Raw genomic sequence first — 24,834 nt, forward strand, 5'->3', positions numbered from 1 at the left:
AGGTTAGCTCTGGCAATGTACTACCGCCGGGGCATGCTATGGAAGGAGCAAAGGGGTCGTTTGTTGACTCGGAAGGTAGCTCCATGCCTGCGCCATATCCCCTCATCCTGTCCTTCTCCCCGGGGGAGAGGGCCCATGAAGTTACTCTGCCTCTCCCTCTGGGAGAGGGCCGGGGTGAGGGGATGCGGCGCCCGGCCGGCAGCTCCGCCCCTGCGCCATATCCCCTCATCCTGTCCTTCTCCCCGGGGGAGAAGGGACCTTGCTGGAGGCGTTGGAGGGGGCGTCCGGGCCGTGCCATTGGGGACACCGTTTCTAGTTAGTGCCTGCACGAGAAACTCAAAAGAGTTTATTGATCAACGGCATAAGCTAATAATCGCGACGCGAAGAATGCGGTGGTTCCGTTTGCTGGATTGCAAGATAAATCTGTAACGCATTGATCTGCATTGATATAATGGCGGCGTAACCGGTGAGGGCCGGACGGTACAGGCGCACAAGGCCCTTGAGAGACGCAATCTTCGCCAGGATGAAATTCGTATGCGCAAGGTGATCGAGCCGCAAATGCAGATCGGCGAGCAGGACATCGGCGCGATTTGGCTCGATCCCAAATCGCGCGATGACATCCCGCAGCTCCTGCGGGGACTGCAGCACATCTACACCACGCCCGCGTTGCGCGAGCGGGTTTTCGCGATCCTTGAAGAGGTGCGCCCGGTACGTGATAGCGAGGCAGAAAATGTCCTGGTGGCCCCTAACGCCGGTCGGCCGGGGATGTCGCAGTGGAAGATCCTGGTGCTTGGCATACTGCGCCTGGGGCTCAATGCCGACTACGACAGGGTCCGGGAACTGGCCAACGAGCACAACACGATCCGCCAGTTCCTCGGGCACAGCGACTGGACCGACACCTATCTCTACCCGATGCAGACGCTACGGGATAATCTGCGCCTGTTCACCCCGGAGCTCCTGGACCGGATCAATCAAGAGGTGGTGCGTGCGGGGCACAAGGCGCTAAAAAAACCTAGAAGAAGGGCTCGTCGGGCGCTGTGACTCGTTCGTGGTGGAGACCGATGTGCATTTCCCCACCGACATCAACTTGCTGCTCGACGCCATCCGTAAGGTCATCGATTTGAGCACCGAACTGGCCGAACTCCACGCGCTGCCCGGTTGGCGTCAGCATGCCCACCATCAGCGCCAGTTTAAGCGCCAGTACCGAATCGTCCAGCGGCTCAAACACTCCACCTCCAAGGACGAAGACAAGCGTCAAGCCAAACTGCAGGATATCGCCGAGGCCCACGGCACCTACCTGGAACTGGCCGAGGACCACCTGACCCGTGCCGAGCAGATCCGCCAGAAAGTGCCGGCCTCCTGTGCGCTGAGCGAGGGGCTGCTGCGCGAGCTTGATGAATTCATGACCCACGCCAATCGGCAGATTCGATCAGATCCGCCGCCGCGTGCTCCAGGGCGAGCGCATCCCCCACAATGAGAAGGTCTTCTCGTTGTTCGAGCCCCACACCGAGTGGATCAGCAAGGGCAAGGCCGGGGTGCCGGTGGAGTTGGGGTTGCGGGTGTGCGTGATGGAGGACAGCGACCGTTTCATCCTGCACCACCAGGTGATGCAGATGTGCACCGATGATCAGGTGGCCGTACCGATGGTTGAGGAGACGAAGGAGCGATTTGCGCCACTGCGCGCTGTTAGCATGGACAAGGGCTTCCACAGTCCAGCCAACCAGGCGGCCTTGGCTGAGCGTCTGGAGCGGGTGGTCCTGCCGAAGAAGGGTCGTCTCTCTCAGGCCGACAAGGTGCGCGAGAGTGATGAGGAATTTCTGCGCCTGCGCCATCGCCATTCGGCGGTGGAGTCGGCCATCAATGCCCTGGAGGTTCATGGTCTGGACAAGTGTCCGGACCACGGCATCGAGGGCTTCAAGCGCTATGTGGCGCTGGCCGTGCTCGCACGCAACATTCACCGCCTTGGCGCGCTGCTGCGTCAGCAAGAACAAGAGCGGGAGCGGCGAAGGCGCGGCCCCTACCGAAAGGCTGCCTGAGCAGCGCTCCGAAGCCGATACCGCGCCACGCGGACAGGAGAGGAGCGTCTGCACATCACCATCAATGCGAAGCATTCGCATTGGATGACGCCACGCATCTCAAAACAGTCGCCAAGGTGGAACACCGGCCATCAGTACCTGAATGTCACGCTGGGAATTTGCCGGGAAATACGGGTTTTCGTGCAGGCACTAGTTACTCTCCCTCTCCCCCGGGGAGAGGGCCGGGGTGAGGGGGTGCGCAGCCCGGCCGGCGGCTCCGCCCTTGGGCCATATCCCCTCATCCTGTCCTTCTCCCCGGGGGAGAAGGGACCTTGCTGGAGGCGTTGGAGGGGGCGTCAAGGCCGTGCCATTGGAGACGCCGTTTCAAGTTAGGCCTCTGTCGCAAATTAACTTGCCAAATGGTGGGATCTGTGATCTCCTACGGGGATGAAACGAAACCTCTTGCTGGAAGCCGCAATCGTTGAGAAATACGTCGCCGTTTCGCCGGAACTCAACGAACGTGGCCGGCGGTTGTGGGCGGCGGCGGAATCGCGCAGCATCGGTTGGGGAGGCGATGCGCTGGTGTCGTCGGCCACCGGGCTTGCCCGCGAAACCATTCGCAAGGGACGGCGTGAGATCGAGTCCGGCGTGCAGCCGAGTGCGCGGGTACGCCGCCCGGGTGCCGGTCGCCCCGGAATTGAGGCGAGCCAACCGGGGCTCCTGGAGGCGCTGGAGCGATTGGTGGACCCGCTGACGCGCGGCGACCCGGAGTCGCCACTGCGCTGGACCTGCAAGAGCCGCGCGAAACTCGCGGCCGCGCTGACGGCGCAAGGCTGGAAGGTGAGTTCGACCACGGTCGGACGGTTGCTCAACGAAGCGGGCTACCGGTTGCAGTCGGTGCGCAAGAGTCGCGAAGGGGTCTCGCATCCCGAGCGCCACGCGCAGTTCGAGTACATCAACGCGACGGCCGAGGGCCTGCTCGGCGCGGGCCAGCCGGTCATCTCGGTGGACACGAAGAAGAAGGAGTTGGTGGGCGATTTTCGCAATGGGGGGCGGGAATGGCAGCCCAAGGGCGCCCCGGAGAAGGCACTGGTGCACGACTTCCCCAGCGATGGGCTCGGCAAGGCGATCCCCTACGGGATTTACGACATGGGGCGCAACGAAGCCTGGGTCAACGTCGGGCGTGACCACGACACCCCTGCCTTTGCGGTGGCCTCCATTCGTCAGTGGTGGCAGGAGATGGGCCGCGCGGCCTATCCAAAGGCCGAGGAGCTGTTCATCACGGCTGATGCTGGGGGATCGAACGGCTACCGTTCGAGGTGTTAGCGGCTGAGTAAATCCGCGCATAAATGGCGAAGGTCGCAGTCGCAGGTTCAGGCGGCGTGACTCGGCCTCAGCGCGGATAGGTGTTGTATCTCAAATTATTCCACCAGTAATTTCCCGGTTTATTCCGAGCGAGTAGGCTGCAGTTTTCTCGGTTTGAGCGCTCCGGTGGAAGAGCGCGGGCAGGATAGGATGAGAAGAAGCTGGAGGTCTGGCGAGATGGGCGCCGCTTGTGGCGGCGGTTGCGGTTGGGAAAGACTGGGATTCAGTCCCAGAGGTCGGGCTGTCTGGGATTGGTGTTCTGGTAGTAGCGCGTGATCTCGGCGAAGTAGCGGTTTTCGAGGGTCTGGGCGATGGCGTAGAGGAGGTCAACCATCTGAGCGGCGGCCTCGTCGGAGAGGTGGTCGGGCAGGGTCTGATCGTCGTCGTTCATGGTGGTGTGGTGTCTCACGGTTGCAGCTCGTCGAGCGCTGTCTGGAGGTGGGTCTCGGTGACGTGGTGTTGGTTGTCCAGCGCGGCGGCAGTGAGGGCGTAGTGGGCGATGCGGTTGACCTTGCGCGGAAGCCCGCGCGAGGCCTGGAACAGGGCCTCGGTTGCGGGTGGGGTGAAGATGGGGGCCTCGGCGCCGGCGAGGCGCAGGCGGTGAATGAGATAGTCATCGAGTTCGTCGCGCGAGAGGCCGGGGAGGTGGTGGCGCACCACCAGTCGCTGGCTCAACGACTCGTGCACGGCCATGGCGAGGCGTCGGCGCAGCTCGGTGAGCCCGACCAGCAGCAGGCACAGGCGGTTGTCGGCATCCATGGCGTAGCTGGTCAAGAGGCGCAGATCCTCGAGCACGTCATTGCGTAGGTGCTGCGCCTCGTCGACGATCAACACGGGCAGCTGCTTGGCCTCCTGCACCAGGCGGGTGATCTCGACGCGGATGGCGCGGTAGGCGGTAGCGCGGGACCGCTCCGTGGGCAGGCCGAGTTCCCAGGCGATGGACTTGTACATATCGAGCACGTTGCCGGTGGACAGGGAGACGTAATAGACGCGGTACAGGCCGGGATGGAGTCCGGCGGTGACGTGCCGGCAGACGGTGGTTTTGCCGGAGCCGACCTCGCCGGTCAGCAGGCCGATGCCGCGCAGATCGATGAGGTGCGTGAGCCGGGCCTCGGCCTCGCGGCGGGCGGTGGAGGCATAGAGTTCATCGGCCTCGAGGGTATTCTCGAAGGGGAAGCGAGTGAACGCGAAGTGGCGCAGATACATTAGTCGTTCTCCTCATTGTGCGGGTTGTCGAAGGCCCCGAGGGTGAGACGCGACGGGGGCGGTTCGGAGGCTGGGGTATCGGTGTCGAGGCGCCAGGAGGGCCGGTCGCGGCGCACGGTGGTGTTGGCATAGGCATCGAGCGGCGTGGCCTGTCCTGCCGGCTGGCCTTTATGGACCACGGTCAGGGGCCGGGTGGGCGGCACGGCGGGGTCGTACTGTAAGGTCACGGTCTCGCCGACGAGCACGGCGTCGACCTCATAGACGTGGCCGTTCAGGCTCACGGTGCGGTCGTTCATGACCCGGCGCTTGGTCTCGCAGAGGAACAGCGCATCGAGGCCGGGATCGGGGAAGCGGATCTGATCGCCGACCAGGGCCCACTGTTCGAGGGGCGTTTTGCCGTCGAGGCCGCGGTGCGGGGTGTGGTGATACTCGCCCTCGATGAAGGCCCACAGGCGTCGGTTGAGGGCCTCGAGGCTCACCGTATCCTCAGCGGTGAGCTGGGTGAGCAGCTGTGCTCGGACGGTGCGGAACCAGCGTTCGATTTTGCCCTTCCCCTGAGGTTGATGGGGTCGGGCGTGGATCAGCGCCGTGCCGAGCCTGGCGCAGACGAGGGCGAGTTGGCGGGAGCGGTAGTTGGCGCCGTTGTCGACGTAAAGGCGCTGGGGGATCCCGCGGCGGATGAGAGCCTGCTTGAACACCGGCAGGAAGGCGCCGGTGTTTTCGGCGAAGGCGAAGGCCGCATAGGGGATGACGCGGGTGGCGTCATCGATGAAGGCGATGAGATAGGTCTTTCTGCGCCGGCCCCGCCCATCAGCGGCGGTGATGCCATGCATCACATCGCTCATCCACAGCTCGTCGGCGTACTGGAAGGCGAAGCGCCGCCGATCGGTGCCGATGGGTGCATCGGTCTTCTTGACCATGAGCCCTTCGCGGGTGAACAGACGGTGCACGGTGGAGGCGGGCAACGGCTGCTCGGCCGGGACCAGGCCCTGCTCGCGTGCGTGTTTGATCACTGCGCGCACTGACAGCTTCGGATGCCCCTCTTTGATGGCGCACAGCGCTTCGGCCACGGAGTCGGGCAGTCGCCGGGGCTGCCCCCGATCGGCCCGTGGCTTGGGCAACAGCGCGTCGAAGCCGCCGCGCCGATAGTGCTTGAGCCAGTCGCGGATCGTCTCGGCGGCCACGCGGGAGCGACGGCTGCCGGGGATCACATAGTCCTTGTCTGCCTTGGCGCGCAGCCGCTCGGTGATGCCGGCACTGCCCGGGGGCCAGTGTACGAGGTCGGCGATCAGGCCGTAGCGGAACAGGGCCACCGCCTGGCGGTGGTCATCATCAGGATCAGTCATCGGATCTTCTCTCGGTTATGAGCCCTTGGGCCCGGGAGAGGAGACGTTACGGCGGAGAACGCGGCGGATCAGGCCCCAGGGGTTGTTGGGTGGCCAAATTGGGATCACCGTGGGCGGTTGCCCGGGGACAAAACCCCACCGGCGTCGGCAGTTGAGGCAGCTGCCGGGCCGCCGAAGCACGCAGCGCCATCAGCACGGTCTCATGGCCGAGATGGCCACGAAGGTGAGTGACGGTCGCGAGGCAGCCGGCCAGTTGGTCAGGCAGAAGAGCGATGACGATGAGCAAGAAACGGTGCACCAAGACAATGCGCCGGCGTATCCAGCGCAGCGCCCCCGGCAGCTCGATATCCAGGCGCAAGGTGCTTGCCGCCGCTTCCATGCTCGGCGCCTGCTCGGCGACGGCCACCACGTGTTCCAGCTCGTTGAGCGTACCGGGCAGCCGTGCCGCCAGATGGTCCGGCAACAGACTGAAGGTGGTGTGACTCTCAGGGCAGTACCAGCGGGCGATTCGTGTCCCCGCCGGCGTCTTGCGCTCGTAGGTGCCGTGGCGGGCCAACGAGCAACCACCACGAGGATGGTTTGGGCAGCGAGAGGACTTGCCTCCCGCCAGGCTTGGCGGTTAACGTAATCCTCGCTGGTGTGCCCCGTTTGGAATCGAAGCTGCACCGGCCACGGCCCGGCGGCTGTCACCGCGCGGGCCTTTTCCTTTCTTCTCACTTATCGGTAAGTAGAGATTACCGGCTCTGCCCCGATCAGCGAAAGCCTCAACATCCACCGGCGACACCCCTGCCCGACGACTTCCCGGAATACTCTCTCTGACCAGAGGCTTCACCAGCGGGACAAACCGAGAAGATCCGACTGGTATCCAACGCTTTAATCTGCGAAACAACAATAGGTCGCCTCGACTCAAGCCAGGTCACGCCGCCGGGGTGGGCTTAAGAGTCGGCTCAGAAGATCAAGTCATCGTCGTCGACTTCAAAGGTCGTTATGCGGTCTTGTTGCATGAGTTCGACCAGCTGCCGATCGTATCGGCTCCAGATGGCATCGCGGAGTTCGTCGATAAAGTCATAGATCGCCAATGCCTGCTCTGGTGTCCAGTCGTCCGGTATCGGGGGATGGGTCATGGTTGGGCTCCTTTGTTGGATTTGGCTGCGGATTGGCGCCGCTGCGCCTGTTGCTGCTGTCGCTCCTTGGCCTCCTTGAGCCGGTAGGATTCACCTTCGATAGTGAGGATCTCGGAGCGGTGTACCAGCCGGTCCACGAGGGAGACCACGCAGGAGGCGTTGGGAAAGACTTCACCCCATTCGGCGAAGGGTCGGTTGGTGGTGACCAGGGTGGATTTCTCCTCGTAGCGGCGGGAGACGATCTCGAACAGCAGATCGGCATGGCGATTGGAGTAGGCGAGATACCCCACCTCGTCGACCGCTAGCAGTTGAGGGCGGGCGTAGCGGGCGAGGCGCCGCTTGAGGGCGCTGTCGCCATCCTGGGCGGCCAAGTCATTGAGCATCTGGCCGGCGCTGGTAAAGAGGACGCTGTGGCCGGCCAGCACCGCTTGATGGGCGATGTTGCGGGCCAGGGTGGATTTGCCGACCCCGTTGGGTCCCACCAGGATGATATTGACCGCCTCGGTAAGGAAGTCGAGGCGCATCAGCTCACTGACCAGTTCCCGGTCGCAACGGCTGGGCCAGCCCCAGTCGAAGTCGGCCAGGGGTTTGAAGCGGCCCAGCCGCGCCCCTTTCATGCGCCGCTCGAGGCTGCGGTCGGCACGTTCTTCCTCTTCCCACTGGATCAGGGACTCGACCCAGCCAGCGTCGGCGTGCTCCTCCCAATGGCTCAGCAGGCCATGGAGCTTGAGGGCCGTGGCCCGTTCTTTCAGGGATGGGTTAGGGATCATTGGGGCTCCTCCTGGGCGTCGTCTTCGGCTTCGGGCGGGGTGGACTGCAAGGCGTCGTAGCCGCCCAGATCATGGGTGCGTACCACCAGCCCCCTGGCGCGCGCGTGGTCGATGCGCACTCCCACCCGGGGCGGCTGGTTTCTCGCCTCGCGCCTCCGCTGCAGGGCGATGCGCACGCCGTTGGGGTGAGCGACCCCGTGGGCCAGGCTCTCCTGGATGGCCGCTTCCAGCTCGGGGGCGCCGTAGGCATCGAGGAGGCGCAGCAGGGCGGCGGTGATGGCGCCGAGGTTGTCGCCACGCTCAGCGGCCTGTATGAGTAACTGCCGGCTGGCCGGTGCGGCCTGGGCCAGGTGGTCCTGGCCGCGATGATGCCGGGCCTGGCGTTTGATCTGGACCAGTGCCTCGATGTGTTCCGGCTGTTCGATCTGCCGGCCCTTGTCGTAGCTGCGCGGGTGGCGGGCGATGACGTCTCCGCCGTCGAGGATCCGCACCTCGGTGGGTGAGGCCGAGACGGTGAGGGTGCGGCGCACATGGGTGTGGGGCACGCTGTAGTCGTTGCCCTCGAAGCGCGCGTAAGGGGTCTTGCCGATGTGGACCTCGACCCGCTCGTCGGTGGGATAGGGGTTATCGGGCAGCGCCAGCAGGGGCTCCTGCTCGAAGGCCTGGCGCACCGAGAGGGCACGGTCCTCCGGGCAGGGCCGGTCCATGGCCCAGCCGTTGCACCAGGCCTCGGCCTGGGCGTTGAGATCATCGATGTCGGTCCATTGGCGGGCCGGCCAGAAATTATCGCGTATCGTGCGGATGGCGCGCTCCACCCGCCCCTTCTCGTTGCCCCGGGCCACCGCCACCGGACGGGGCTCAAAGCGGTAGTGGGCGGCGAACTCGAGCAAGGTGGGATGGAAGCGGATGGCCTCACCCTGGCGCTCCAGCACGGCGCTTTTCAGGTTGTCGTAGAGCAGGACCCTGGGCAGGCCGTTCGAGGCAGTGAAGGCCGCCTCGTGGCCCCGCAGGAAGTTGGCCATCTTGGCACCGAGGAAGAAGCGTACAAAGATCCGCCGGGAGTAGCTGAGCACCATGACAAAGGCCATCAGGGCATGGGTTGCGCGGCCGATGGTGAGCTTGCCGAAATGGCCCCACTATGCCGAGTTTCAGACTATGCCGAGTTTTTCCTCTTGTCCCTCGTGGTGACCCTCAACTTAAGGTCTCGGGTAAGCCATGCGAGTCGATAACTCGGCATAGTCGCTATTGCGTCAAAGCGCCTTGAGGAAGGCGACCAAGGCATCATCGGGTTTGTAGATCCCGTGGGAGCCCTCGTGCGGTGTGGTCTTGGCAAGGACTCTTTCCTTCATCGCCAAGTCGGCCTCCAGATAAATGTGCGTGGTCTGCACCGACTCATGGCCCAGCCACAGGGCGATCACGGTTGTGTCGACGCCCGCCTGCAACAGTTCCATGGCGGCGGTATGTCGCAGAAGGTGTGGAGACACTCGTTTGCCACGAAGTGACGGACAGGTTTTACGGGCGGTTGCAACATGCTTGGCCAGCAGATACTGGAGTCCGTCGTTACTCAGGCGAGTACCGCGGCGGTTGGGAAAGAGGATCCGCCCTTCGCCCACTGCCGGTTCTGCCAACCAGGCCTGGAGTACCGCCACCGTCTGACGGGCGAGTGGAACGGCGCGTTCCTTTCGGCCCTTGCCCAGCACATGCACATAGGCACCGCTGCCGAGGTGGGTATCCTCGCGCGCCAGTGCGGTCAGTTCGGACAACCGCAACCCGGTTTGTACCGCCAGCAAGATCCAAGCGTGATCACGCCGGCCAGACCAGGTGGATGGGTCCGGGGCGGCGAGTAGAGCGTCGATTTCCGGCCGGGGCAGGTAATGGACCTGCTCGTGCGTACAGCGTTGGGCCGGAATCGCCAAGACCCGCTGGATCTGCTCGGCATGCTCCGGCAGTTCGAAGGCAGCGTAACCGAACAGAGAACGGATAGCTGTCAGGCGCAAATTGCGGGTGCGCGCCCCAATCCCACGCTGCGCCTGAAGATCGTCGAGAAAAATGCCAACAAGCGGCGCGTCGATCTCCTCCCAGGCCAGTTGGGACGGCTCTTTGCCAAGACGCGTCTTGGCGAACCGCAGCAGCAAGCGAAAGGTATCGCGGTAAGAGTGGATGGTGTGGGGACTGACTTGTCGTTGTTGCATCAGCCGTTGGGTGAAAAAGCGGGTCAACATGCTGGCGAAAGATGTTTGCGGCTTCACGATACGTCCTCCCAGCGATTTTCCAGCCGGTCCTTGGCCGCCTCCATTAGCTCGGGACAAGCTGACAGATACCAATAGGTATCCCGGACTTCGACATGACCAAGGAAGGCCGACAGTACGGGTAGCCGCCGCTCCACGTCTTGCTTTTCCCGATACCATCGCACCACCGTCGAGATGGCAAAATGATGACGCTTATGCCGCGCGCGGCATAAGCGTCATCATGCCGACAACCGGATTATGCCGAGTGATCGGCAATCCTTTGCTTTTTTCTCTCCTAGTTTTGCCTAGTTACGGCCATAGCACGGTTTTCAGACGCGGCATAATCCGGTCATCTCTCCGGACTGACAATAGGGTCAGGAAGGAGAAGAGACATGCTCAAAGAGTTCTTAAAACAGGGCGATTTCCTCGAGCGCTTACACAGTAACCCGCTGCGGGAACACCTCGATTCGTTCTCGACCTCACTGGTCGAGGAAGCCTACGCTTCGTCGACAGTCCGATTGAAGCTTCTCTGGGTCGTCGAATTTGGTTGGTGGCTGCAAGAGGAGCAGCTCACAGCTGAGCAGCTCAGCGAGCACATTGTCGATCGGTTCCTGAAGGAGTTGCAGCGCCTGGGACAGCTGCAGCGAGGTCAAAGGCCGACCACCCTAAGGTTTGTTGCGTATCTGCAGAGTCAGGGGGTCATTCCGTTTCCTGAGCCGGTTTGTGACACCTCGCCGCTGGCCGAGCTCGAGCGCCGGTACGAGCGCTATCTGCGAACCGAACGCGGCCTGACCACGGCGACGGTGTTGAACTACCGGCCCGCTGCCCATGGTTTTCTGGTCCATCATTTCGGCGACGGCCCCTTGCGTATCGAGGAGCTGACGGGATCGGACATCTCCACCTACGTCCTTACCCACGCTCGCTGCCAAGGCGCAAAAAGAGCGCAGCTTCTAGTCACGGCACTGCGCTCGTTCTTTCGATTCTTGTTGCGCGAGGCGAAGACCCAGATCGATCTGGCCGCTTGTGTGCCGGCCGTCGCGGATTGGCGCTTGTCGTCCGTTCCCAAATTCCTGACCGCGGAGGAGATCCAACGCCTGTTGGATGGCTGCGATCGCACGACAGCGACAGGGAGACGCGACTATGCGGTCCTGGTCCTCCTCGCCCGCCTTGGACTACGTGCCGGCGAGGTCGTCGCCCTCGAAATCGATGACATCAATTGGCGAGCCGGCGAAGTGATGATTCGCGGGAAAGGCTTCGTGCATGAGCGCTTACCGTTGCTCACCGAACCGGGAGAGGCGATGGCTGCCTACTTGCGTCGGGATCGTCCCGAGACCCGCTCGCGCCGGGTCTTCGTTCGCATGAAGGCACCCCATTCGGGCTTCGCCGGGCCATCAACCGTCTCGACCATTGTTCGGCGCGCTCTGGAACGCGCCAGTCTCCAACCGCCTGCCAAGGGCGCCCACCTACTCCGCCACACCCTGGCGACGGAGATGCTCCGAGGGGGTGCATCCATGAGCGAGATCGGCCAAGTGCTCCGACATCGCTCCCCGAACACCACGGAGATTTACGCCAAAGTCGACCTCTCCGGTCTCCGCTCCCTTGCCCCACCGTGGCCGGACATAGGGGGTGGGCAATGAACCAGCTACGTGACGCTTTGGAGGAGTATCTTGCCGTGCGCCGGAGCCTGGGATTTGGCCTGCGGATACCGGCGAGCTTGCTACATAACTTTGTCTCCTTTCTGGAAGCCAACGAGGCGACCTATATTACCCGAGCGTTGGCGATTCGCTGGGCCGAACAACCCCGCGACGCGCAGCTAGCCACATGGGCGGGGCGCCTGGGAGTGGTGCGTCGCTTCGCCCGCTGGCGCAGCGTGACCGATCCGCGCACCGAGATCCCACCGGATGGCCTCTTGCCTTACCGCTACCACCGTAACCCTCCTTACATTTACACCGATGAGGAGATCGAGCGGCTCCTTGGCGCCGCCGCAGGGCTGCCTTCCGCCAATGGCCTGAAAGCCCGCAGCTACTTGACGCTGTTCGGCCTGCTTTCCGTCACGGGCATGCGCGTAAGCGAAGCACTCATGCTCGATCGTGTGGATGTCGATTTGGAGCAAGGAATCCTTACCATACGACGCACGAAGTTCGGCAAGTCACGGTTGGTGCCAGTCCATCGCTCAACCCGCGATGCGCTGGAAAGCTACGACACGCAAAGAACGCGTGTGTTTCCCCGCCCGGAAACACCGGCATTCTTTCTCTCCGAGCGTGGTCGACGCATCACGGAGTGGAGCGCGCGTTACACCTTCGCGAAACTCTCCCAACGGATCGGCCTGCGCGGCGCCGCGAAGGGTCACGGGCGCGGACCGCGGATTCATGACATGCGCCACCGATTTGCGGCCCGCACGTTACTGCAATGGTACCGCGCGGGGGTCGATGTCGAGCACGAGTTACCCAAGCTTGCCACCTATCTTGGCCACGTTCACGTGAATGAGACCTACTGGTATCTCGAGGCCGTCCCGGAACTCCTCCAGTTGGCCACCAAGCGCCTGATGGAGAAGGCCGAGGAGGTCCGCTCATGATCGCCAACAGCTTTCCCGCCATGCTTCAATCCTTTTTCACGGAGCGCCTATTTCGGCAACGCTGCGCCAGCGGACACACCATCGCTGGATACCGTGATGCCTTCCGTCTTCTTCTGCGTTACGCAGCAGAACGCCTCGGCACAGCGCCCTCGAAACTGCGGCTCGAGGATCTCGATGCGTCCTTCATCGGGCAGTTCCTCGATCATCTCGAACAGGAGCGGGGAAACAGCGCGCGCACCCGCAACGCCCGCCTGGCTGCAATCCATTCGTTCTTTCAATATGTCGCTTTGGAGGAGCCCGCCCATGCGCTGCTTTGCCAGCGCGTCCTGGCCATGCCGAACAAACGCCATGAGCGCCGGCTGATCGAGTTTCTCCACCGCGATGAGATCGATGCATTGATCGCCGCTCCAGACCCCTCCACGTGGATCGGCCGCCGGGATCGAACCTTCCTGACCGTGGCCGTTCAGACAGGACTGCGGGTTTCTGAACTGATCGGACTTCGCTGTCAGGACGTCGTTCTGGAAACCGGGGCCCATGTGACATGCCTAGGAAAAGGCAGAAAACAACGCGCAACACCACTGAGTGAGGAAGTTGCGGCCATGTTGGGCAGTTGGCTGCAAGAGCGTAACGGCTTGCCTCAAGAGCCAGTCTTTCCCAGCAGCCGCGGCGGGCCACTCAGCCGGGATGCGATCGAACGCCTGGTCGCAAAACATGCCAAGATAGCCGAGCAAAGCTGTCCCTCCCTGCGCCGCAAAAAAGTGACCGCCCATGTCCTGAGGCACAGCGCCGCGATGGACCTTTTGCAGCACGGTATCGATCGATCGGTGATTGCCCTCTGGCTGGGACATGAGTCCGTGGAAACGACACAGATGTATCTCCATGCAGACCTCCGCCTGAAGGAGCAGGCGCTGTCTCGCACCACGCCCCGAGGGATCGAACCGGCTCGCTACCGCCCCGACGACCAGCTGCTGGCATTCCTCGAGAGCCTGTGATTATGCCGACTCGAGGCACCGCCCGAGCGCCGCCAGCCGCTTTCCAGCAGCGCGATTCGGCATAATCCGGTTGTCGGCATGATGACGCAAGTCGTGTAGCCGGGGTCGCCGCCGTCCGTTTTGGTCGGGCAGAGTGGCGGTCAGGCGACGGAAAACGGCCCTGACGTTGTCGTAACCCAGCGGGTTGCCTTGAGTGTTGACGAACCAGTGGCAAGCCGCACGGCCGGCCAAAAAGTGGTCGCGTCGGCGCCGATAATCGGCCAATACCGCCACACTCGTAGCGTGGAGTGGCACCAGCCGGGACTTGCCAAACTTGGTGGAGCGCAACGTCAAGACCCCCTCATCGAGATCGACGTCATCGATTGTCAACGCCAGGGCTTCGCCGATGCGCAGACCCGCGACGCTGAGTAGGCCAAATAGACAATGGTAGGTGTGATTGGCCAGTTCATCCTGGGCTGGCAGCCGCGACGCGCCCAGCAGCAAGGTTTCGATGTCCCCGTTGGTAAAGAAGTAGGGTCTTGGCGAGCGGCGGGGAAATGGCAGCAACTGTGAGGGTGGGATCTCTGTACGCTCATCGAAGGCCCGGCAGTACCGGGCGAAGCCGCGCACGAAGCCCAAGCGCCTCGCCCATTGCTCCGGCCGGACCGCTGTGGGTTGTTTCGCCCAGGCGAGCGCGAGATCTGTGCGGATGGTATCGGCCTGTTGCTGTTCCATGAAACCGACAAAAGTCGACAGCCCTGTTCCGTCGCTGTGTAATTTGAATCCGAGGGCGCGGCGCATCGTCAGGTAATCGTCCAGTAAATCCCGCAACGTGCTCATATCGCACCCCCCGGCCACGGCGCGCTCAACGGTCGCAGCGCCGCAAAATCGACTTTCGCGTAAATACTGGTGGTCTTTATATGACGGTGTCGCAAGACGCTGGCGATCTCGGTCAGCGCGGCGCCGTGACGCAACATGTCGATAGCCAGGGCATGGCGGAACTGGTGGGCTCCGTGGTGCGGGGCGTCCACACCAGCGCGCCGAAGGGCAGCCCCCACGAGAGTAGTAACAGTCTGCGCTGCTCCCAGCCCACGCAACGGCGCCACGGCGCGCAAAAACAGGCGGCGACTGTCACTGCGGGGGCGTCCGTGACGCAGGTAATCGGCAATCGCTTCGCCTACATCCGTCGGCAAGGGCAGACTGGCGGGCTGTGCGCCTTTTCCACAGATGCTGATCACGCCCGCTTCCCAATCGATGCTCTCCAGGGACAGCGAGACGATTTCGCCCGCCCGCAGACCCAGGCGCGCCAGTAGCAGGAGGATGGCGTAATCACGGCGTCCGACTGGCGTGTTGCGCGGACAGTGGGCGAGAACGGCGCGCACATGCTCCGCGGCGATGGCGCGAGGGATCCCGGTCATCGACCAGTTGGGTACGGTCGGCACCGCCGCGACCAGGTCGCATGACAGCAGACCGCTATGGTGCAGGTAGCGAAAGAACGCCCGAAGCGCCGTCGTTGCTGACTTGGCTACAGACGGGCTCAGATGAGCGGCTTGTTGCCGGACGAATCTGATGACGTCCGCCGCCCGTAAGGTCTGGAATTTTACCTGGCCTTGGCCGAAACACTCGGACAGGAATTGCTCGACAAACGGGCAGTATTTGATCAGCGTGCGATCCGACAGCGCCCGCTCCTGCTGCAGGTACTCGGCGAAGGCGCGGACGGTTTGTTGGACCGGCGTAGCCTGCGTGGGCACGGGCAGCGGGCCAATGATGTCGCGCTGGCGCAAGAAATCCACAAAGCGGCCCAGAGCCGCCCGCTCACCCGCCTGAACCACGGGTCGTCCTACCATCGAACCGAAGAAACGCCCGACCTGCTCATCGGTGATCGACCTGGCGGGGATCTGCTTAGCCTCAAGCCAGCAGCTGAAATACGCGACCACCCGGATCTGCCGACCGAGTAGATGGCGTTTAAAACCTTGAGCGTCCAAGTGACTGGCGAAGGCATCTAGAAAGGGCGTTAACGGACCCACCGGCTCATGCCGCAACGTCCACAATCTTTCGACAATTGGTTGCATTTTGACTCTCCTCTCTGATCAGGGAGGAGATAGCCTATGCCGAGCACCGATGGGCTCAGAATCAACCTCTACCATGGATTTGCCGCTTTACTCGGCATAGTCTGAAACTCGGCATAGTGGGGCCTATGCCGAGTTCGGCATAGGCCCCAGTCGACTTGGCTCTGTTCGCCGGGCAGGGTCTTCAGGCGCAGAAAGGCCTCGGGCTGGGGGCGTGGCCGGTAACAGGCGAGCTGATGGCGGAAGTGGTCGGGGCCGCCGGGGTAGCCCCGTTCACGCACCATGCCGTAGAGGCGGCTGGCGGTGAGCGTGGGGAACTGGGCCAGGGTGTCGGTGATGAACGGCAGATAAGGATCGATCATCGACGGCTGCGCAGCCCGCTCGACCTTCGGCATGCCGGCCTGGGAGAGCACCCGATTGACGACGTTGTGGTGTACGCCCAACTGGCTGGCAATGGTGCCCACCCGCCACTTCTCGACGTAGTGATAGCGCAGGATCTGCGCCTCTTGTTCTTTGCTGATGGCCAATGCGTTTCTCCTCATCTCGTGGCCGGCCGGCTCAAGGGGGCTGAGCCCGGGCGCCTGGTGGCCCCTGTCGGGTGACTGTTCCAAGCGCAGCAGCGGCGGTGGCGCGATGAAGCGGGCCGGTACGCAGGAAAGGTCCGCACTCACGGCCGCAGAAGTGGCAGCGAATGGGCGCCATCATCGGCGCGCCATCCGCACCGCGGCGGCCAGCCGGCCTCGCCGGAACGGGGGGTAGTGGATCATGAGGGGGCGGGGCCGGGGAACCCTGATGCGTCACTTTCTGCCTTCTCGCCCGGTAGCGGCGTTGCCGCTCGGCATGCTTGTGCCGGCCCTGGCGGCTCTGCTGGTAGCGCCAGCCGGCGGCCCGCAGAGACGCGCTTCGTGCCACCTGCGCACACCCCTCAGGGCAATAGATGTTGCCGCGGTCACAGCCGCTGCAGATCATCACTTGACGGTGACAACGGGCGCAGTTGTACAGGCGTGCAGAGTTCTCCATCGGCGATCCAGGCCGATGAGGACTTGATTGTCAGGGGAAAACGAGAAATAGTGTGCGGGCTCGTGCTCTGCACGGCCCGGGGTGCGATACCGGGATCGACGGCCAAGTCAATTAGACCCGGTATCGCACCTGTCTCAACGGCCCCTCTTCATCTACCCGATTCCGGCACTCCTGTCACCGGTTGCTCGCGGCCGCCCGCCAGACGGCTCAGCGACTGGTTGGCCTGGCAATCAATCCTTCGCCAGATATGCGCGGGTTTTTACAGCCATCTACACGAGGGTATGGAAACATGAATTGCAAGGATTCGCCGACGAGACGGGCCTGCGTATCCGCGTGAGCCACTTTCCTCCGGGCACGAGCAAGTGGAACAAGATAGAGCACCGCCTGTTCTGTCACATCACGCAGAACTGGCGAGGCAAGCCTTTGCGTACCTTCGAGACCATCGTCGACCTCATCGGCCATACGCGTACTGCCAAGGGGCTTCGCGTCAAGGCGAAGCTGGACGAGCGCAAATACCCCACCGGTGCGAAAATCACCGATGCTCAGATGAAGGCCATTGCGCTCACGCGCAACGACTTCCAAGGTGACTGGAACTATGAGATCCATCCGCGTACCGAGTAATGCCAACTTGGCAAGTTAATATCGATCACTCTCCTTACTCTCCCTCTCCCTTGGGGAGAGGGCCGATCAGGTTACTCTCCCTCTCCCCCGGGGAGAGGGCCGGGGTGAGGGGGTGCGCAGCCCGGCCGGTGGCTCCGCCCTTGCGCCATATCCCCTCATCCTGTCCTTCTCCCCGGGGGAGAAGGGACCTTGCCGGTGGCGGTGGAGGGGGCGTCGAGGCCGTGCCATGGGGGACGCCGTTTCAGGTTACGCCCCCTGGCGCGGCCCGTAGGGCGAGATGAATAGACGCTTACACAACCAAGAAGGACGCTATTTTCGTTACCGAACGGCAGCTCTCACCCGCGCAATTCATGCGTCGGGTGCAACGCTTTGCTGCACACATGGCGGTGCCCAGCGCGCATTACGCCGCGGTCACGTATGGCGCCGCATCTGTGGCATTGAGGATCTGGATCCCTCGCCAGGAATGCAGTGTCAGCAAATCCTGGTCACCGGTTACGATCAGGTCGGCGTGGGCCGCCAGGGCCGTGGCGAGGACGGCGTCATCGTCCGGATCGCGCGCGGTGCGAGGGATCTGTGCGGGACCGACCGGTGCTGCGAGTAGGGTGTAGCGCTCGGCCAGCTCTTCGACGGTGAAGCCGGAGGCGGCGATCTTCGCAGCAAACTTGCGCCGACTGAGAATGTCGGCGAGTTCAACCAGCAGCGGGGTGCTGGTGTAGAGTTCGATTCACCGCTCCCGGGCGGCGTGCAAGAGTTCACCTGGTACGCCGCCCCACAGCAGTGCCGAGGCAACGACGTTGGTGTCGAGCACCAGGCGCATCAACGCGCATTCTGTGAGCGGCTCTCGGCGCGCATTCTGCGGAGCTCCTCGGTAATCTCCTCCGGCGACATGACCGGAGGCGTGTCCACGGTCCCCATACGGTCCATTGCCTGGAACAATTCATCGACGCCCTGCCGGCGCAGGTTTTCGCGCAGCATGGCCGCGATGGAATCGCGGTCGAGCAGTCCGGCGTCCTGAGCTGCCTTGGCTAGCTCGTCTGGCAAATCAATGGTCAGCGTCGTCATAGCTTGTCCTCAACGCGCGGGGGGTTGCCGCGCACCGGGTCAGGAAGACATGGAACAGCGTTTTGTCCCTTGTCATGTAAAGGCAGTTTAAACTTTCAGCGGCAGTCGGTCTCTCGCACAAAGGGACGCGCTGAACAATTCAGTGCATCCCGTCGGGTGCGGGACAGGCTGCCCGGAGTACAGGGCCTTACAGCTTACGCCACGGCGCGTTCGGACAGCGCCCATAGCATCGTCCTCAGGCGCTCCAGGCTCCGGGTGATGGGATACGTAGTGGCGTGGGTGGTCTCGGCGTGAAATACTGGTATTGGGGCAGCCCTCCGGAGTGGTTTCGCTTTCTCACCGAACATTCTTCCAGAGGTCCACTGCCCCTTCCCCATTCCTGCGGCGCCCCTTTCACAACGACAAACTGTCACCGATGCCGACTTGGCAAATCCCGACCCCGAATACAACTCGAAATAATTCGATAACTTACGTTGACTTGTTAAAGTCAGTTCGATATCAAAACTCAATGGCTATTCGTCAATCGTATTATCAATTAGCCAGATCGTCGGGCGCGGCTTGCTCCAGCGCCAGGACCGAACCGCTTGATCGACAATTGAGTGGCTGACTTGTCAGGGGAGCCTAGAACACCGAGAACGCTATCAAGAGCCAGATCGGGATCGCAGTATCGGGCTACGTGCTGGTGGCTCCGCCCCTGCGCCGTATCCCCTCATCCTGTCCTTCTCCCCGGGGGAGAAGGGACCTTGCTGGAGACGGTGGAGGGTCAACCGGGTCCCGGGGTCATCAACGGGTCACGGGGTCCGGTCCATCAATGTTGCATCGGCAGGCCTTGGTGCTGGATGCGGCCGGTGGGTCTGGCGCTTCGTGCCTCCGCCGATCAGCGGCGAAGTCTAGCAATGTGCTAGCAGCGGTTGCCGCCTTGCGTTCGGGTCGTAGGAACGCGGCAATCGGGTCAGCAGTCTCACTGACCGGTCTTCCTGGATTCACCGGGTCAACTTCTTCCCTCGAGTGAACTCTTGATCCACTCGGGCGCACGACGCATCGGCAGAACGGCGATGACGTATGCTGTGTGGGCATTCAGTTCGTAGTAGACCGCATATGGAAAGCGTTTCGAGAGCATTCGATAAAGGCCAAACTCCTTCTGGTGCACACCGCCATAGACGACCAGCGACTTCTGTAGATGGCTGTAAAAACCCGCGCATTATGTATTGCGTGACATAATGAGCGGTTTTGCTCAGCCGTTAACAACTCCAGGTCGGATAGCAGACTATCCCGGAAGTACTCGCCCAAGCCACGTTGCCGGCGTTCGTAGAACCGCTCGCCGTTCTCGATATCGGCGGCGGCCTCCCCGAGGAGGAGAACCTCCGTTGGTGCCATCGCCTAGTCTCCGCGCGACTTGAACTCCCTGATGGAAAGAAACGTCGCGGTTCCTTCCTCAATCTTCTTCTTCCTTTCTGTGAGGACATCTCCATGCCAGTCCGGAGATGCAATCTCCGCGTCCTCGTGTAGGAGCGAGTCCCATATCGCCTCCATCGTCCGAAGTCGCTCTGGAATGCTCATCTTTCGAATGTCCGCTACGATCATCTCGAGATTACCTCTCTACTCGCGTAGGAATGCAGGTTAGCTCTGGCAATGTACTACCGCCGGGGCATGCTATGGAAGGAGCAAAGGGGTCGTTTGTTGACTCGGAAGGTAGCTCCATGCCTGCGCCATATCCCCTCATCCTGTCCTTCTCCCCGGGGGAGAAGGGACCTTGCCGGAAGCGGTGGAGGAGTCATTGAGGTCGTGCCGTTGGTGACGCCGTTTCAAGTTACTCTCCCTCTCCTCCGGGGAGAGGGCCGGGGTGAGGGGATGCGGAGCCCGGCCGGCGGCTCCGAGCCTGGGCCATATCCCCTCATCCTGTCCTTCTCCCCCGGGGAGAAGGGACCTTACTGGAGACGATGGAGGGTCAACCGGGTTCCGGGGTCAGGTCCATCAATGTTGCCACGCCGCCCCCTGACCCGGCGGTTCAGTCGGCGGCGCCACCCGGGGGCGCGGCGCCGGGGTAGAACACACGCCCGTCCGTCTCGATGTGGGCCCGTAGTCGCGGGTCGCGGATGTGGTCCAGAAGGGACAGGTCGAAGGTGTAGGGGAGCAGCAGGTCGTCCAGTTCCGCCGCGATGGCGAGGAGTTCCTCCCGAGAGATGGCGCCCACCAGGGCGAGGTCGATGTCCGACCCGGGGCGGTGCCGGCCGGTGGCCCGGGAGCCGTAGACCATGGCCGCCGTGACGCAGGGGTGGCGGGCGAGGACCTCCCGGGCGCGGCGGTAGTCCGCCTCCGGGATGCCGAAGGGCCGCGGGTCAGTCGCTGGCGCTTTGGCGGTGCGCGAAGGTGCTGGCAAGCTCATCGAGATGACGGGCGTAGCGGTCGCGGATGGCGCTGACGATGGCGTTGGCGGTGTCCTCATTATAGGTGTGGGCGGAGCGTTTGCGGTCCTGGAGCATGGCCATCCAGGGGTGACCGTCGCTCACCAGGCCCACCTTGAAGGCCTCGCGCAGGGTATCCCGGGGGCCCGCCAGCCCGGTCGTGCCCTGCCATTCCAGGTAGTCCTTGAGTAATTTCCAGGCGAGTTCGTAGGTGAACTCGAAGGACTGGATGGTCCCTTGTTTCTCCAGGTCCGTCAGGGGACGCTCCGCCATCAGGGCGACTGCTTCGTTCAGGCGTGTCAGCGCCCGGCTGTAGCTGGTGTAGCGTTGGGCCCAGCGGGGTGTCTCGGACATGGGGAAACTCGGTCGGGGCTGGGCCTCGATGGGTGGGGTCGGTCCGTTGCGATGGTTCGCCATGGCGACCCCGCGCGCTGGCCAGCCGGAACCCGCCGCCGGGACTTCGGCTGCGCCGCTCCATGGTATGCGGCCCGGTCGGGGGCGGCAACCCGACCCCTCCCCCCGACCCCGCTCCCCGCAGCGAGGTGTGGGCGCGGTGGGCATATTGCCGGTCCCAAGGGAAGCTGTTAGCGTAAGCCTATGACTTCAGTCGTGGAATTCTACGAACAACTGGCCTCTGCGCCGGATGATAAGACCCGGGCGCGGCTGATTGCCGAGGCGTTCGAGCGCGTGGAGGAGCGCTACCCGGAGGTCAAGGAGCTGGCGACGCAATCCGGTCTGCGCGATACGGAGCTTCGCTTGCAGAAGGAGATCGCGCAGGTCCGGGCGGAGATGCGCGAGATGGATGGGCGGCTCACGAAGGAGATCGCGCAGATCCGGGCGGAGATGCACGAGATGGACGGCCGGCTCACGAAGGAGATAGCGCAGGTCCGGGCGGACATGCACGAGATGGATGGTCGGCTCACGAAGGAGATCGCGCAGGTCCGGGCGGACATGCACGAGATGGGCGGGCGGCTCGCGAAGGAGATTGCCCAGACGAAGGTGGACACGATCAAGTGGACGGCGGGGATGCTGGTGGTCCAGCTCGGTCTGTTCGGTGCGTTGCTGAAGTTGCTTCTTCCCTGACGGACGGGGTCGCCGCTCTCCATTGTGTTCTTTCTTGGCCCCGTTCCTCGCACCACGAAAGAACACAGGGGTCGTTTCTTGACCTTTAAGTCCTGGGCTCCGCTTCAATCCACAGCCGTAGCGCAGCTGGGAGGCGCAATGGGGTTAGCCTCGGTTGCTGTCGCCCTCACCCCAACCCTTTACTCCGGGCATCCTGCCCTTCGCCCCTGCGGGGCCGCACTTCGTGCGTTCAAATCCGCGCCCGGCGGATTTGTCCCCCCCGATGGGGAGAGGGGGGGCGTGCTTCGCGACTTTCACGTTAAAGTCTGTGCCATCAGGGGGGATAAGGGTGATGAGCCATTCCGAGTATGAGCAACCAAATGGGCTGGATATGTCGACTCTGGCAGAAGAGTTGAAACATGTCTTCCAGGGAACAACCGTCATTGCCGCCGTCTATGTCCTGGGGTCTGCCGTGACCGGCCATCTGCGCCCCGACAGCGACATCGATATTGCCCTGCTTCCCATGGACGAGAACGGCATATCGATGCAGGCCCGCCTCGCTATCGCCGGCCGGCTTGAAGCCAGATTGAAGAGGACGGTGGATGTGGGCGTGATCACGGCGCGCAACCTCGTCTATGCCCGGGAAGCGATACTCAATGGCCGGCGCATTATCACTCTGGAGGAAGATTATGCCGAAGCGACAGAAACACGGTTGTTGGGCTGCTACTTGACCTTCCGCCAGGATCGCCAGGTGGTCGAGGAGAGCTACCGTGCCCCTGGATGACGTCAGCCTGAACAAGGCGGCGATCATCGAGCGCTGCATTCGCCGCATGCGGGAAGAGTATGATGCCGACCGGAGCCTGACGAACCCCACTCATTTGGATGCGCTGGTTCTCAATATCGAGCGGGCCTGCCAAGCGGCCATCGACCTGGCCATGCACATCGTCTCGAAAGAGCATCTCGGCATGCCGCAAAGCAGTGCCGAAGCCTTCGGCCTGCTTCAGCACGCGGGGAAAATAAACCATTCCCTGGCATCACGCCTTTCCGGCATGACCGGTTTCCGCAATATCGCCATCCATCAATATCAGGATATCGAGCCGCAGGTCATCCATTGGATCGTCCAGGAAGGCTGGCGGGATTTCGTCGCCCTGTGCGCTGCTGTCGGTCTGAAAATAGAGCCCTGAAACAGGACAAAGGACCCGAGGATACGAGGATAAAGGGGTCGTTTCTTGACCTTTAAATTACTCTCCCTCTCCCTCTGGGAGAGGGCCGGGATGAGGGGATGGGAGCCCGGCCGGCGGCTCCGAACTCGGGCCGTATCCCCTCATCCTGTCCTTCTCCCCCGGGGAGAAGGGACCTTGCCGGAAGCGGTGGAGGAGTCATCGAGGCCGTGCCATTGGTGACGCCGTTTCAAGTTACTCTCCCTCTCCCCGGGGGAGAGGGCCGGGGTGAGGAGATGCGGAGCCCGGCCGGCGGCTCCGTGCCTGGGAGCAAAGGGGTCGTTTCTTGACCTTTTCAATTACTCTCCCTCTCCCCGGGGAGAGGGCCGGGGTGAGGGGATGGGAGCTTGGCCGGCGGTTCCATTCCTGCGCCGTAGCCCCTCATCCTGTCCTTCTCCCGGGGGAGAAGGGACCTTATCTGCGACGGTGGAGGGGGCATCCGGGCCGTGCCATTGGTGACGCCGTTCAGGTTACGCCCCTCTCCCCCGGGCAGAAGATCCATCAAGTTACTCTCCCTCTCCCCAGGGGAGAGGGCCGGGGTGAGGGGATGGGAGCTTGGCCGGCGGTTCCATTCCTGCGCCGTATCCCCTCATCCTGTCCTTCTCCCCGGGGGAGAAGGGACCTTATCTGCGACGGTGGAGGGGGCACCCAGGCCGTGCCATTGGTGACGCCGTTCAGGTTACGCCCCTTTCCCCCGGGCAGAACATCCATCAAGTTACTCTCCCTCTCCCCCGGGGAGAGGGCCGGGGTGAGGGGATGGGAGCTTGGCCGGCGGTTCCATTCCTGCGCCGTATCCCCTCATCCTGTCCTTTTCCCCGGGGGAGAAGGGACCTTATCGGCGACGGCGGAGGGGGCGTCCCGGCCGTACGATTGGTGACGCCGTTCAGGTTACGGCCCTCTCCCTTGGGGAGCGGGCCGATCAGGTTACTCCCCCTCTCCCCCGGGGAGAGGGTTGGGGTGAGGGAAGGACCGTGGCGATACGCGCTCCTCTTTCATCATCTGGGGCGGCGCGTATCGCCATGAGAGTCAAACAAAGGTCTGGAGAACAACCAATCGGGTTTATTTTTGACATTTTAAACCATTATTATTTAATATGCGCCTAAACAACCAAAAAGGTTGAGCCATGCCGTACCTGGTTCTCATTGGTGATCTGATTGCTTCGCGGCACTCGCAAAACCGTAGAGATCTCCAGAATCGACTCAGAGCGATACTGAAGAACCTGAATAGTCGGGTACCAAAACCGGTCTCACCTTACACTCTGACCCTGGGCGATGAATTCCAGGCTGTGTTCAATGCGGCAGACCATGTTTTCGACGATATGGTACAAATCATGGCGGCACTGCATCCTGATCAGGTGCGCTTTTCCTTAGGCCTTGGCAATATCACCACCGACCTGAATCCCGAACAATCCCTGGGCATGGACGGCCCGGCCTTTTATCGGTCTCGCGAGGGCATCGACCGGCTGAAGGATAGCGGTGACCTGCTATACCTGGGTGGCCTGCCTGACAATTGGGCCTTGCTGGCTGAGGGGTCTTTGCGCCTGCTTAGCCAACGGTTCCAAAGATGGGAAGCCAACCGCTTTGCTATCCTGCATGGAATACTGGTTGGTGAACCAGTGAAAACCATAGCCGCCAGACTTGAGATATCAGAGCAGGCCGTCTACAAGAACATCCATAGCGGCGGACTGGAGGCTGTGAAGCAAGTACTATCCGCCTTGACCGGGATTCTTAACAACTGCTTGGCGGAGGACGGGCCAATTGAATAAACAGGGAACG

The 24,834-nt window shown here is 62.7% G+C and carries 20 protein-coding genes and 6 pseudogenes; 10 read left to right on the forward strand and 16 right to left on the reverse strand.

Going from position 1 to position 24,834, the window contains the following annotated elements; translation table 11 throughout:
* Positions 1-534 precede the first annotated feature (534 nt).
* A pseudogene (locus U5S82_12995) lies at positions 535-2,036 on the forward strand (ISNCY family transposase).
* A gap of 426 nt (positions 2,037-2,462) precedes the next feature.
* Positions 2,463-3,335, forward strand: a pseudogene (locus U5S82_13000) (ISAzo13 family transposase).
* A gap of 268 nt (positions 3,336-3,603) precedes the next feature.
* Here the strand turns inward: U5S82_13000 and U5S82_13005 are convergent.
* The 9 genes and pseudogenes from U5S82_13005 to U5S82_13045 form a co-directional block, all read right to left on the reverse strand.
* Positions 3,604-3,789 carry a hypothetical protein gene (locus tag U5S82_13005; protein ID MDZ7752558.1) on the reverse strand — a complete coding sequence of 62 codons (186 nt, stop codon included), beginning with the start codon at positions 3,787-3,789 and terminating at the stop codon, positions 3,604-3,606.
* Positions 3,786-4,586: an AAA family ATPase gene (locus tag U5S82_13010; protein MDZ7752559.1), complete on the reverse strand. Its 801-nt coding sequence runs from the start codon at positions 4,584-4,586 to the stop codon at positions 3,786-3,788. The genes U5S82_13005 and U5S82_13010 overlap by 4 nt, the downstream gene beginning before the upstream one ends.
* Positions 4,586-5,932: a DDE-type integrase/transposase/recombinase gene (locus tag U5S82_13015; GenBank protein MDZ7752560.1), complete on the reverse strand. Its 1,347-nt coding sequence runs from the start codon at positions 5,930-5,932 to the stop codon at positions 4,586-4,588. The genes U5S82_13010 and U5S82_13015 overlap by 1 nt, the downstream gene beginning before the upstream one ends.
* A 46-nt stretch (positions 5,933-5,978) precedes the next feature.
* Positions 5,979-6,488, reverse strand: coding sequence for a hypothetical protein (locus U5S82_13020; GenBank protein ID MDZ7752561.1), 510 nt, complete (start codon positions 6,486-6,488; stop codon positions 5,979-5,981).
* 391 nt (positions 6,489-6,879) lie between these two features.
* Complete coding sequence (locus tag U5S82_13025) at positions 6,880-7,056, reverse strand: hypothetical protein (GenBank protein ID MDZ7752562.1); 177 nt, start codon at positions 7,054-7,056, stop codon at positions 6,880-6,882.
* Positions 7,053-7,826: an IS21-like element helper ATPase IstB gene (istB, locus tag U5S82_13030; protein ID MDZ7752563.1), complete on the reverse strand. Its 774-nt coding sequence runs from the start codon at positions 7,824-7,826 to the stop codon at positions 7,053-7,055. The genes U5S82_13025 and istB overlap by 4 nt, the downstream gene beginning before the upstream one ends.
* Positions 7,823-8,962: pseudogene (locus U5S82_13035) on the reverse strand (IS21 family transposase). Before U5S82_13035 ends, istB begins: the two are co-directional and overlap by 4 nt.
* Before the next feature lie 114 nt (positions 8,963-9,076).
* Positions 9,077-10,075 (reverse strand): site-specific integrase, encoded by a 999-nt coding sequence (locus tag U5S82_13040; protein MDZ7752564.1) that lies wholly within the window; start codon positions 10,073-10,075, stop codon positions 9,077-9,079.
* Positions 10,072-10,266, reverse strand: a pseudogene (locus U5S82_13045) (integrase). Before U5S82_13045 ends, U5S82_13040 begins: the two are co-directional and overlap by 4 nt.
* Positions 10,267-10,446: 180 nt before the next feature.
* On the opposite strand from U5S82_13045, the gene U5S82_13050 reads away from it, so the two are divergent.
* The 3 genes from U5S82_13050 to U5S82_13060 are packed head-to-tail and all read left to right on the forward strand — an operon-like array spanning position 10,447 to position 13,621.
* The gene (locus tag U5S82_13050; protein MDZ7752565.1) at positions 10,447-11,691 is read left to right on the forward strand and encodes a site-specific integrase; all 1,245 of its coding nucleotides are present in this window, start codon (positions 10,447-10,449) and stop codon (positions 11,689-11,691) included.
* A complete protein-coding gene (locus tag U5S82_13055; protein ID MDZ7752566.1) occupies positions 11,688-12,629 on the forward strand; it encodes a tyrosine-type recombinase/integrase in 942 nt (313 codons plus the stop codon). Before U5S82_13050 ends, U5S82_13055 begins: the two co-directional genes overlap by 4 nt.
* Positions 12,626-13,621, forward strand: coding sequence for a site-specific integrase (locus U5S82_13060; GenBank protein MDZ7752567.1), 996 nt, complete (start codon positions 12,626-12,628; stop codon positions 13,619-13,621). The genes U5S82_13055 and U5S82_13060 overlap by 4 nt, the downstream gene beginning before the upstream one ends.
* On the opposite strand, the gene U5S82_13065 is transcribed toward U5S82_13060, so the two are convergent.
* The 3 genes and pseudogenes from U5S82_13065 to U5S82_13075 all read right to left on the reverse strand — a co-directional run bounded on the left by U5S82_13065 (position 13,622) and on the right by U5S82_13075 (position 16,196).
* Positions 13,622-14,440 (reverse strand): tyrosine-type recombinase/integrase, encoded by an 819-nt coding sequence (locus tag U5S82_13065; GenBank protein ID MDZ7752568.1) that lies wholly within the window; start codon positions 14,438-14,440, stop codon positions 13,622-13,624.
* Positions 14,437-15,672, reverse strand: a complete 1,236-nt coding sequence (locus U5S82_13070; protein MDZ7752569.1) for a site-specific integrase — start codon at positions 15,670-15,672, stop codon at positions 14,437-14,439. The genes U5S82_13065 and U5S82_13070 overlap by 4 nt, the downstream gene beginning before the upstream one ends.
* A gap of 143 nt (positions 15,673-15,815) precedes the next feature.
* Positions 15,816-16,196, reverse strand: a pseudogene (locus U5S82_13075) (IS21 family transposase).
* Positions 16,197-16,965: 769 nt separating this feature from the next.
* On the opposite strand from U5S82_13075, the pseudogene U5S82_13080 reads away from it, so the two are divergent.
* Positions 16,966-17,310 (forward strand): annotated as a pseudogene (locus U5S82_13080) (ISAzo13 family transposase).
* 816 nt (positions 17,311-18,126) lie between these two features.
* Here the strand turns inward: U5S82_13080 and U5S82_13085 are convergent.
* The 4 genes from U5S82_13085 to U5S82_13100 all read right to left on the reverse strand — a co-directional run bounded on the left by U5S82_13085 (position 18,127) and on the right by U5S82_13100 (position 21,131).
* Positions 18,127-18,372 carry a hypothetical protein gene (locus U5S82_13085; GenBank protein ID MDZ7752570.1) on the reverse strand — a complete coding sequence of 82 codons (246 nt, stop codon included), beginning with the start codon at positions 18,370-18,372 and terminating at the stop codon, positions 18,127-18,129.
* Positions 18,373-19,752: 1,380 nt separating this feature from the next.
* Positions 19,753-19,932, reverse strand: a complete 180-nt coding sequence (locus U5S82_13090) for an addiction module protein (protein ID MDZ7752571.1) — start codon at positions 19,930-19,932, stop codon at positions 19,753-19,755.
* A gap of 448 nt (positions 19,933-20,380) precedes the next feature.
* The gene (locus U5S82_13095; protein ID MDZ7752572.1) at positions 20,381-20,752 is read right to left on the reverse strand and encodes a nucleotidyltransferase domain-containing protein; all 372 of its coding nucleotides are present in this window, start codon (positions 20,750-20,752) and stop codon (positions 20,381-20,383) included.
* Entirely contained in the window at positions 20,712-21,131 is a 420-nt protein-coding gene (locus U5S82_13100; GenBank protein ID MDZ7752573.1) for a nucleotidyltransferase substrate binding protein, read from the reverse strand. Before U5S82_13100 ends, U5S82_13095 begins: the two co-directional genes overlap by 41 nt.
* 255 nt (positions 21,132-21,386) lie before the next feature.
* Between U5S82_13100 and U5S82_13105 the strand changes: the two genes are divergently transcribed.
* From U5S82_13105 to U5S82_13120, 4 genes are all read left to right on the forward strand, one after another.
* The gene (locus U5S82_13105) at positions 21,387-21,860 is read left to right on the forward strand and encodes a DUF1640 domain-containing protein (protein ID MDZ7752574.1); all 474 of its coding nucleotides are present in this window, start codon (positions 21,387-21,389) and stop codon (positions 21,858-21,860) included.
* Between the two features lie 331 nt (positions 21,861-22,191).
* Complete coding sequence (locus U5S82_13110; protein MDZ7752575.1) at positions 22,192-22,623, forward strand: nucleotidyltransferase domain-containing protein; 432 nt, start codon at positions 22,192-22,194, stop codon at positions 22,621-22,623.
* Positions 22,610-23,023 (forward strand): DUF86 domain-containing protein, encoded by a 414-nt coding sequence (locus U5S82_13115; protein ID MDZ7752576.1) that lies wholly within the window; start codon positions 22,610-22,612, stop codon positions 23,021-23,023. Before U5S82_13110 ends, U5S82_13115 begins: the two co-directional genes overlap by 14 nt.
* Before the next feature lie 1,159 nt (positions 23,024-24,182).
* The gene (locus tag U5S82_13120; protein ID MDZ7752577.1) at positions 24,183-24,824 is read left to right on the forward strand and encodes a SatD family protein; all 642 of its coding nucleotides are present in this window, start codon (positions 24,183-24,185) and stop codon (positions 24,822-24,824) included.
* The last annotated feature ends 10 nt before the right edge of the window (positions 24,825-24,834 follow it).

Source organism: Gammaproteobacteria bacterium (genome assembly GCA_034522055.1).
GTDB lineage: Bacteria > Pseudomonadota > Gammaproteobacteria > JAABTG01 > JAABTG01 > JAABTG01.

Bases quoted from the DNA above. Each gene is read 5' to 3' on its own strand.
- U5S82_13110 (MDZ7752575.1), top strand. From the start codon at position 22,192: ATGAGCCATTCCGAGTATGAGCAACCAAATGGGCTGGATATGTCGACT.
- U5S82_13010 (MDZ7752559.1), bottom strand. From the start codon at position 4,586: ATGTATCTGCGCCACTTCGCGTTCACTCGCTTCCCCTTCGAGAATACC.
- U5S82_13060 (MDZ7752567.1), top strand. From the start codon at position 12,626: ATGATCGCCAACAGCTTTCCCGCCATGCTTCAATCCTTTTTCACGGAG.
- U5S82_13120 (MDZ7752577.1), top strand. From the start codon at position 24,183: ATGCCGTACCTGGTTCTCATTGGTGATCTGATTGCTTCGCGGCACTCG.
- U5S82_13055 (MDZ7752566.1), top strand. From the start codon at position 11,688: ATGAACCAGCTACGTGACGCTTTGGAGGAGTATCTTGCCGTGCGCCGG.
- U5S82_13050 (MDZ7752565.1), top strand. From the start codon at position 10,447: ATGCTCAAAGAGTTCTTAAAACAGGGCGATTTCCTCGAGCGCTTACAC.
- U5S82_13025 (MDZ7752562.1), bottom strand. From the start codon at position 7,056: ATGACCCATCCCCCGATACCGGACGACTGGACACCAGAGCAGGCATTG.
- istB (MDZ7752563.1), bottom strand. From the start codon at position 7,826: ATGATCCCTAACCCATCCCTGAAAGAACGGGCCACGGCCCTCAAGCTC.
- U5S82_13100 (MDZ7752573.1), bottom strand. From the start codon at position 21,131: ATGTCCGAGACACCCCGCTGGGCCCAACGCTACACCAGCTACAGCCGG.
- U5S82_13070 (MDZ7752569.1), bottom strand. From the start codon at position 15,672: ATGCAACCAATTGTCGAAAGATTGTGGACGTTGCGGCATGAGCCGGTG.
- U5S82_13065 (MDZ7752568.1), bottom strand. From the start codon at position 14,440: ATGAGCACGTTGCGGGATTTACTGGACGATTACCTGACGATGCGCCGC.
- U5S82_13015 (MDZ7752560.1), bottom strand. From the start codon at position 5,932: ATGACTGATCCTGATGATGACCACCGCCAGGCGGTGGCCCTGTTCCGC.
- U5S82_13085 (MDZ7752570.1), bottom strand. From the start codon at position 18,372: ATGACGACGCTGACCATTGATTTGCCAGACGAGCTAGCCAAGGCAGCT.
- U5S82_13090 (MDZ7752571.1), bottom strand. From the start codon at position 19,932: ATGAGCATTCCAGAGCGACTTCGGACGATGGAGGCGATATGGGACTCG.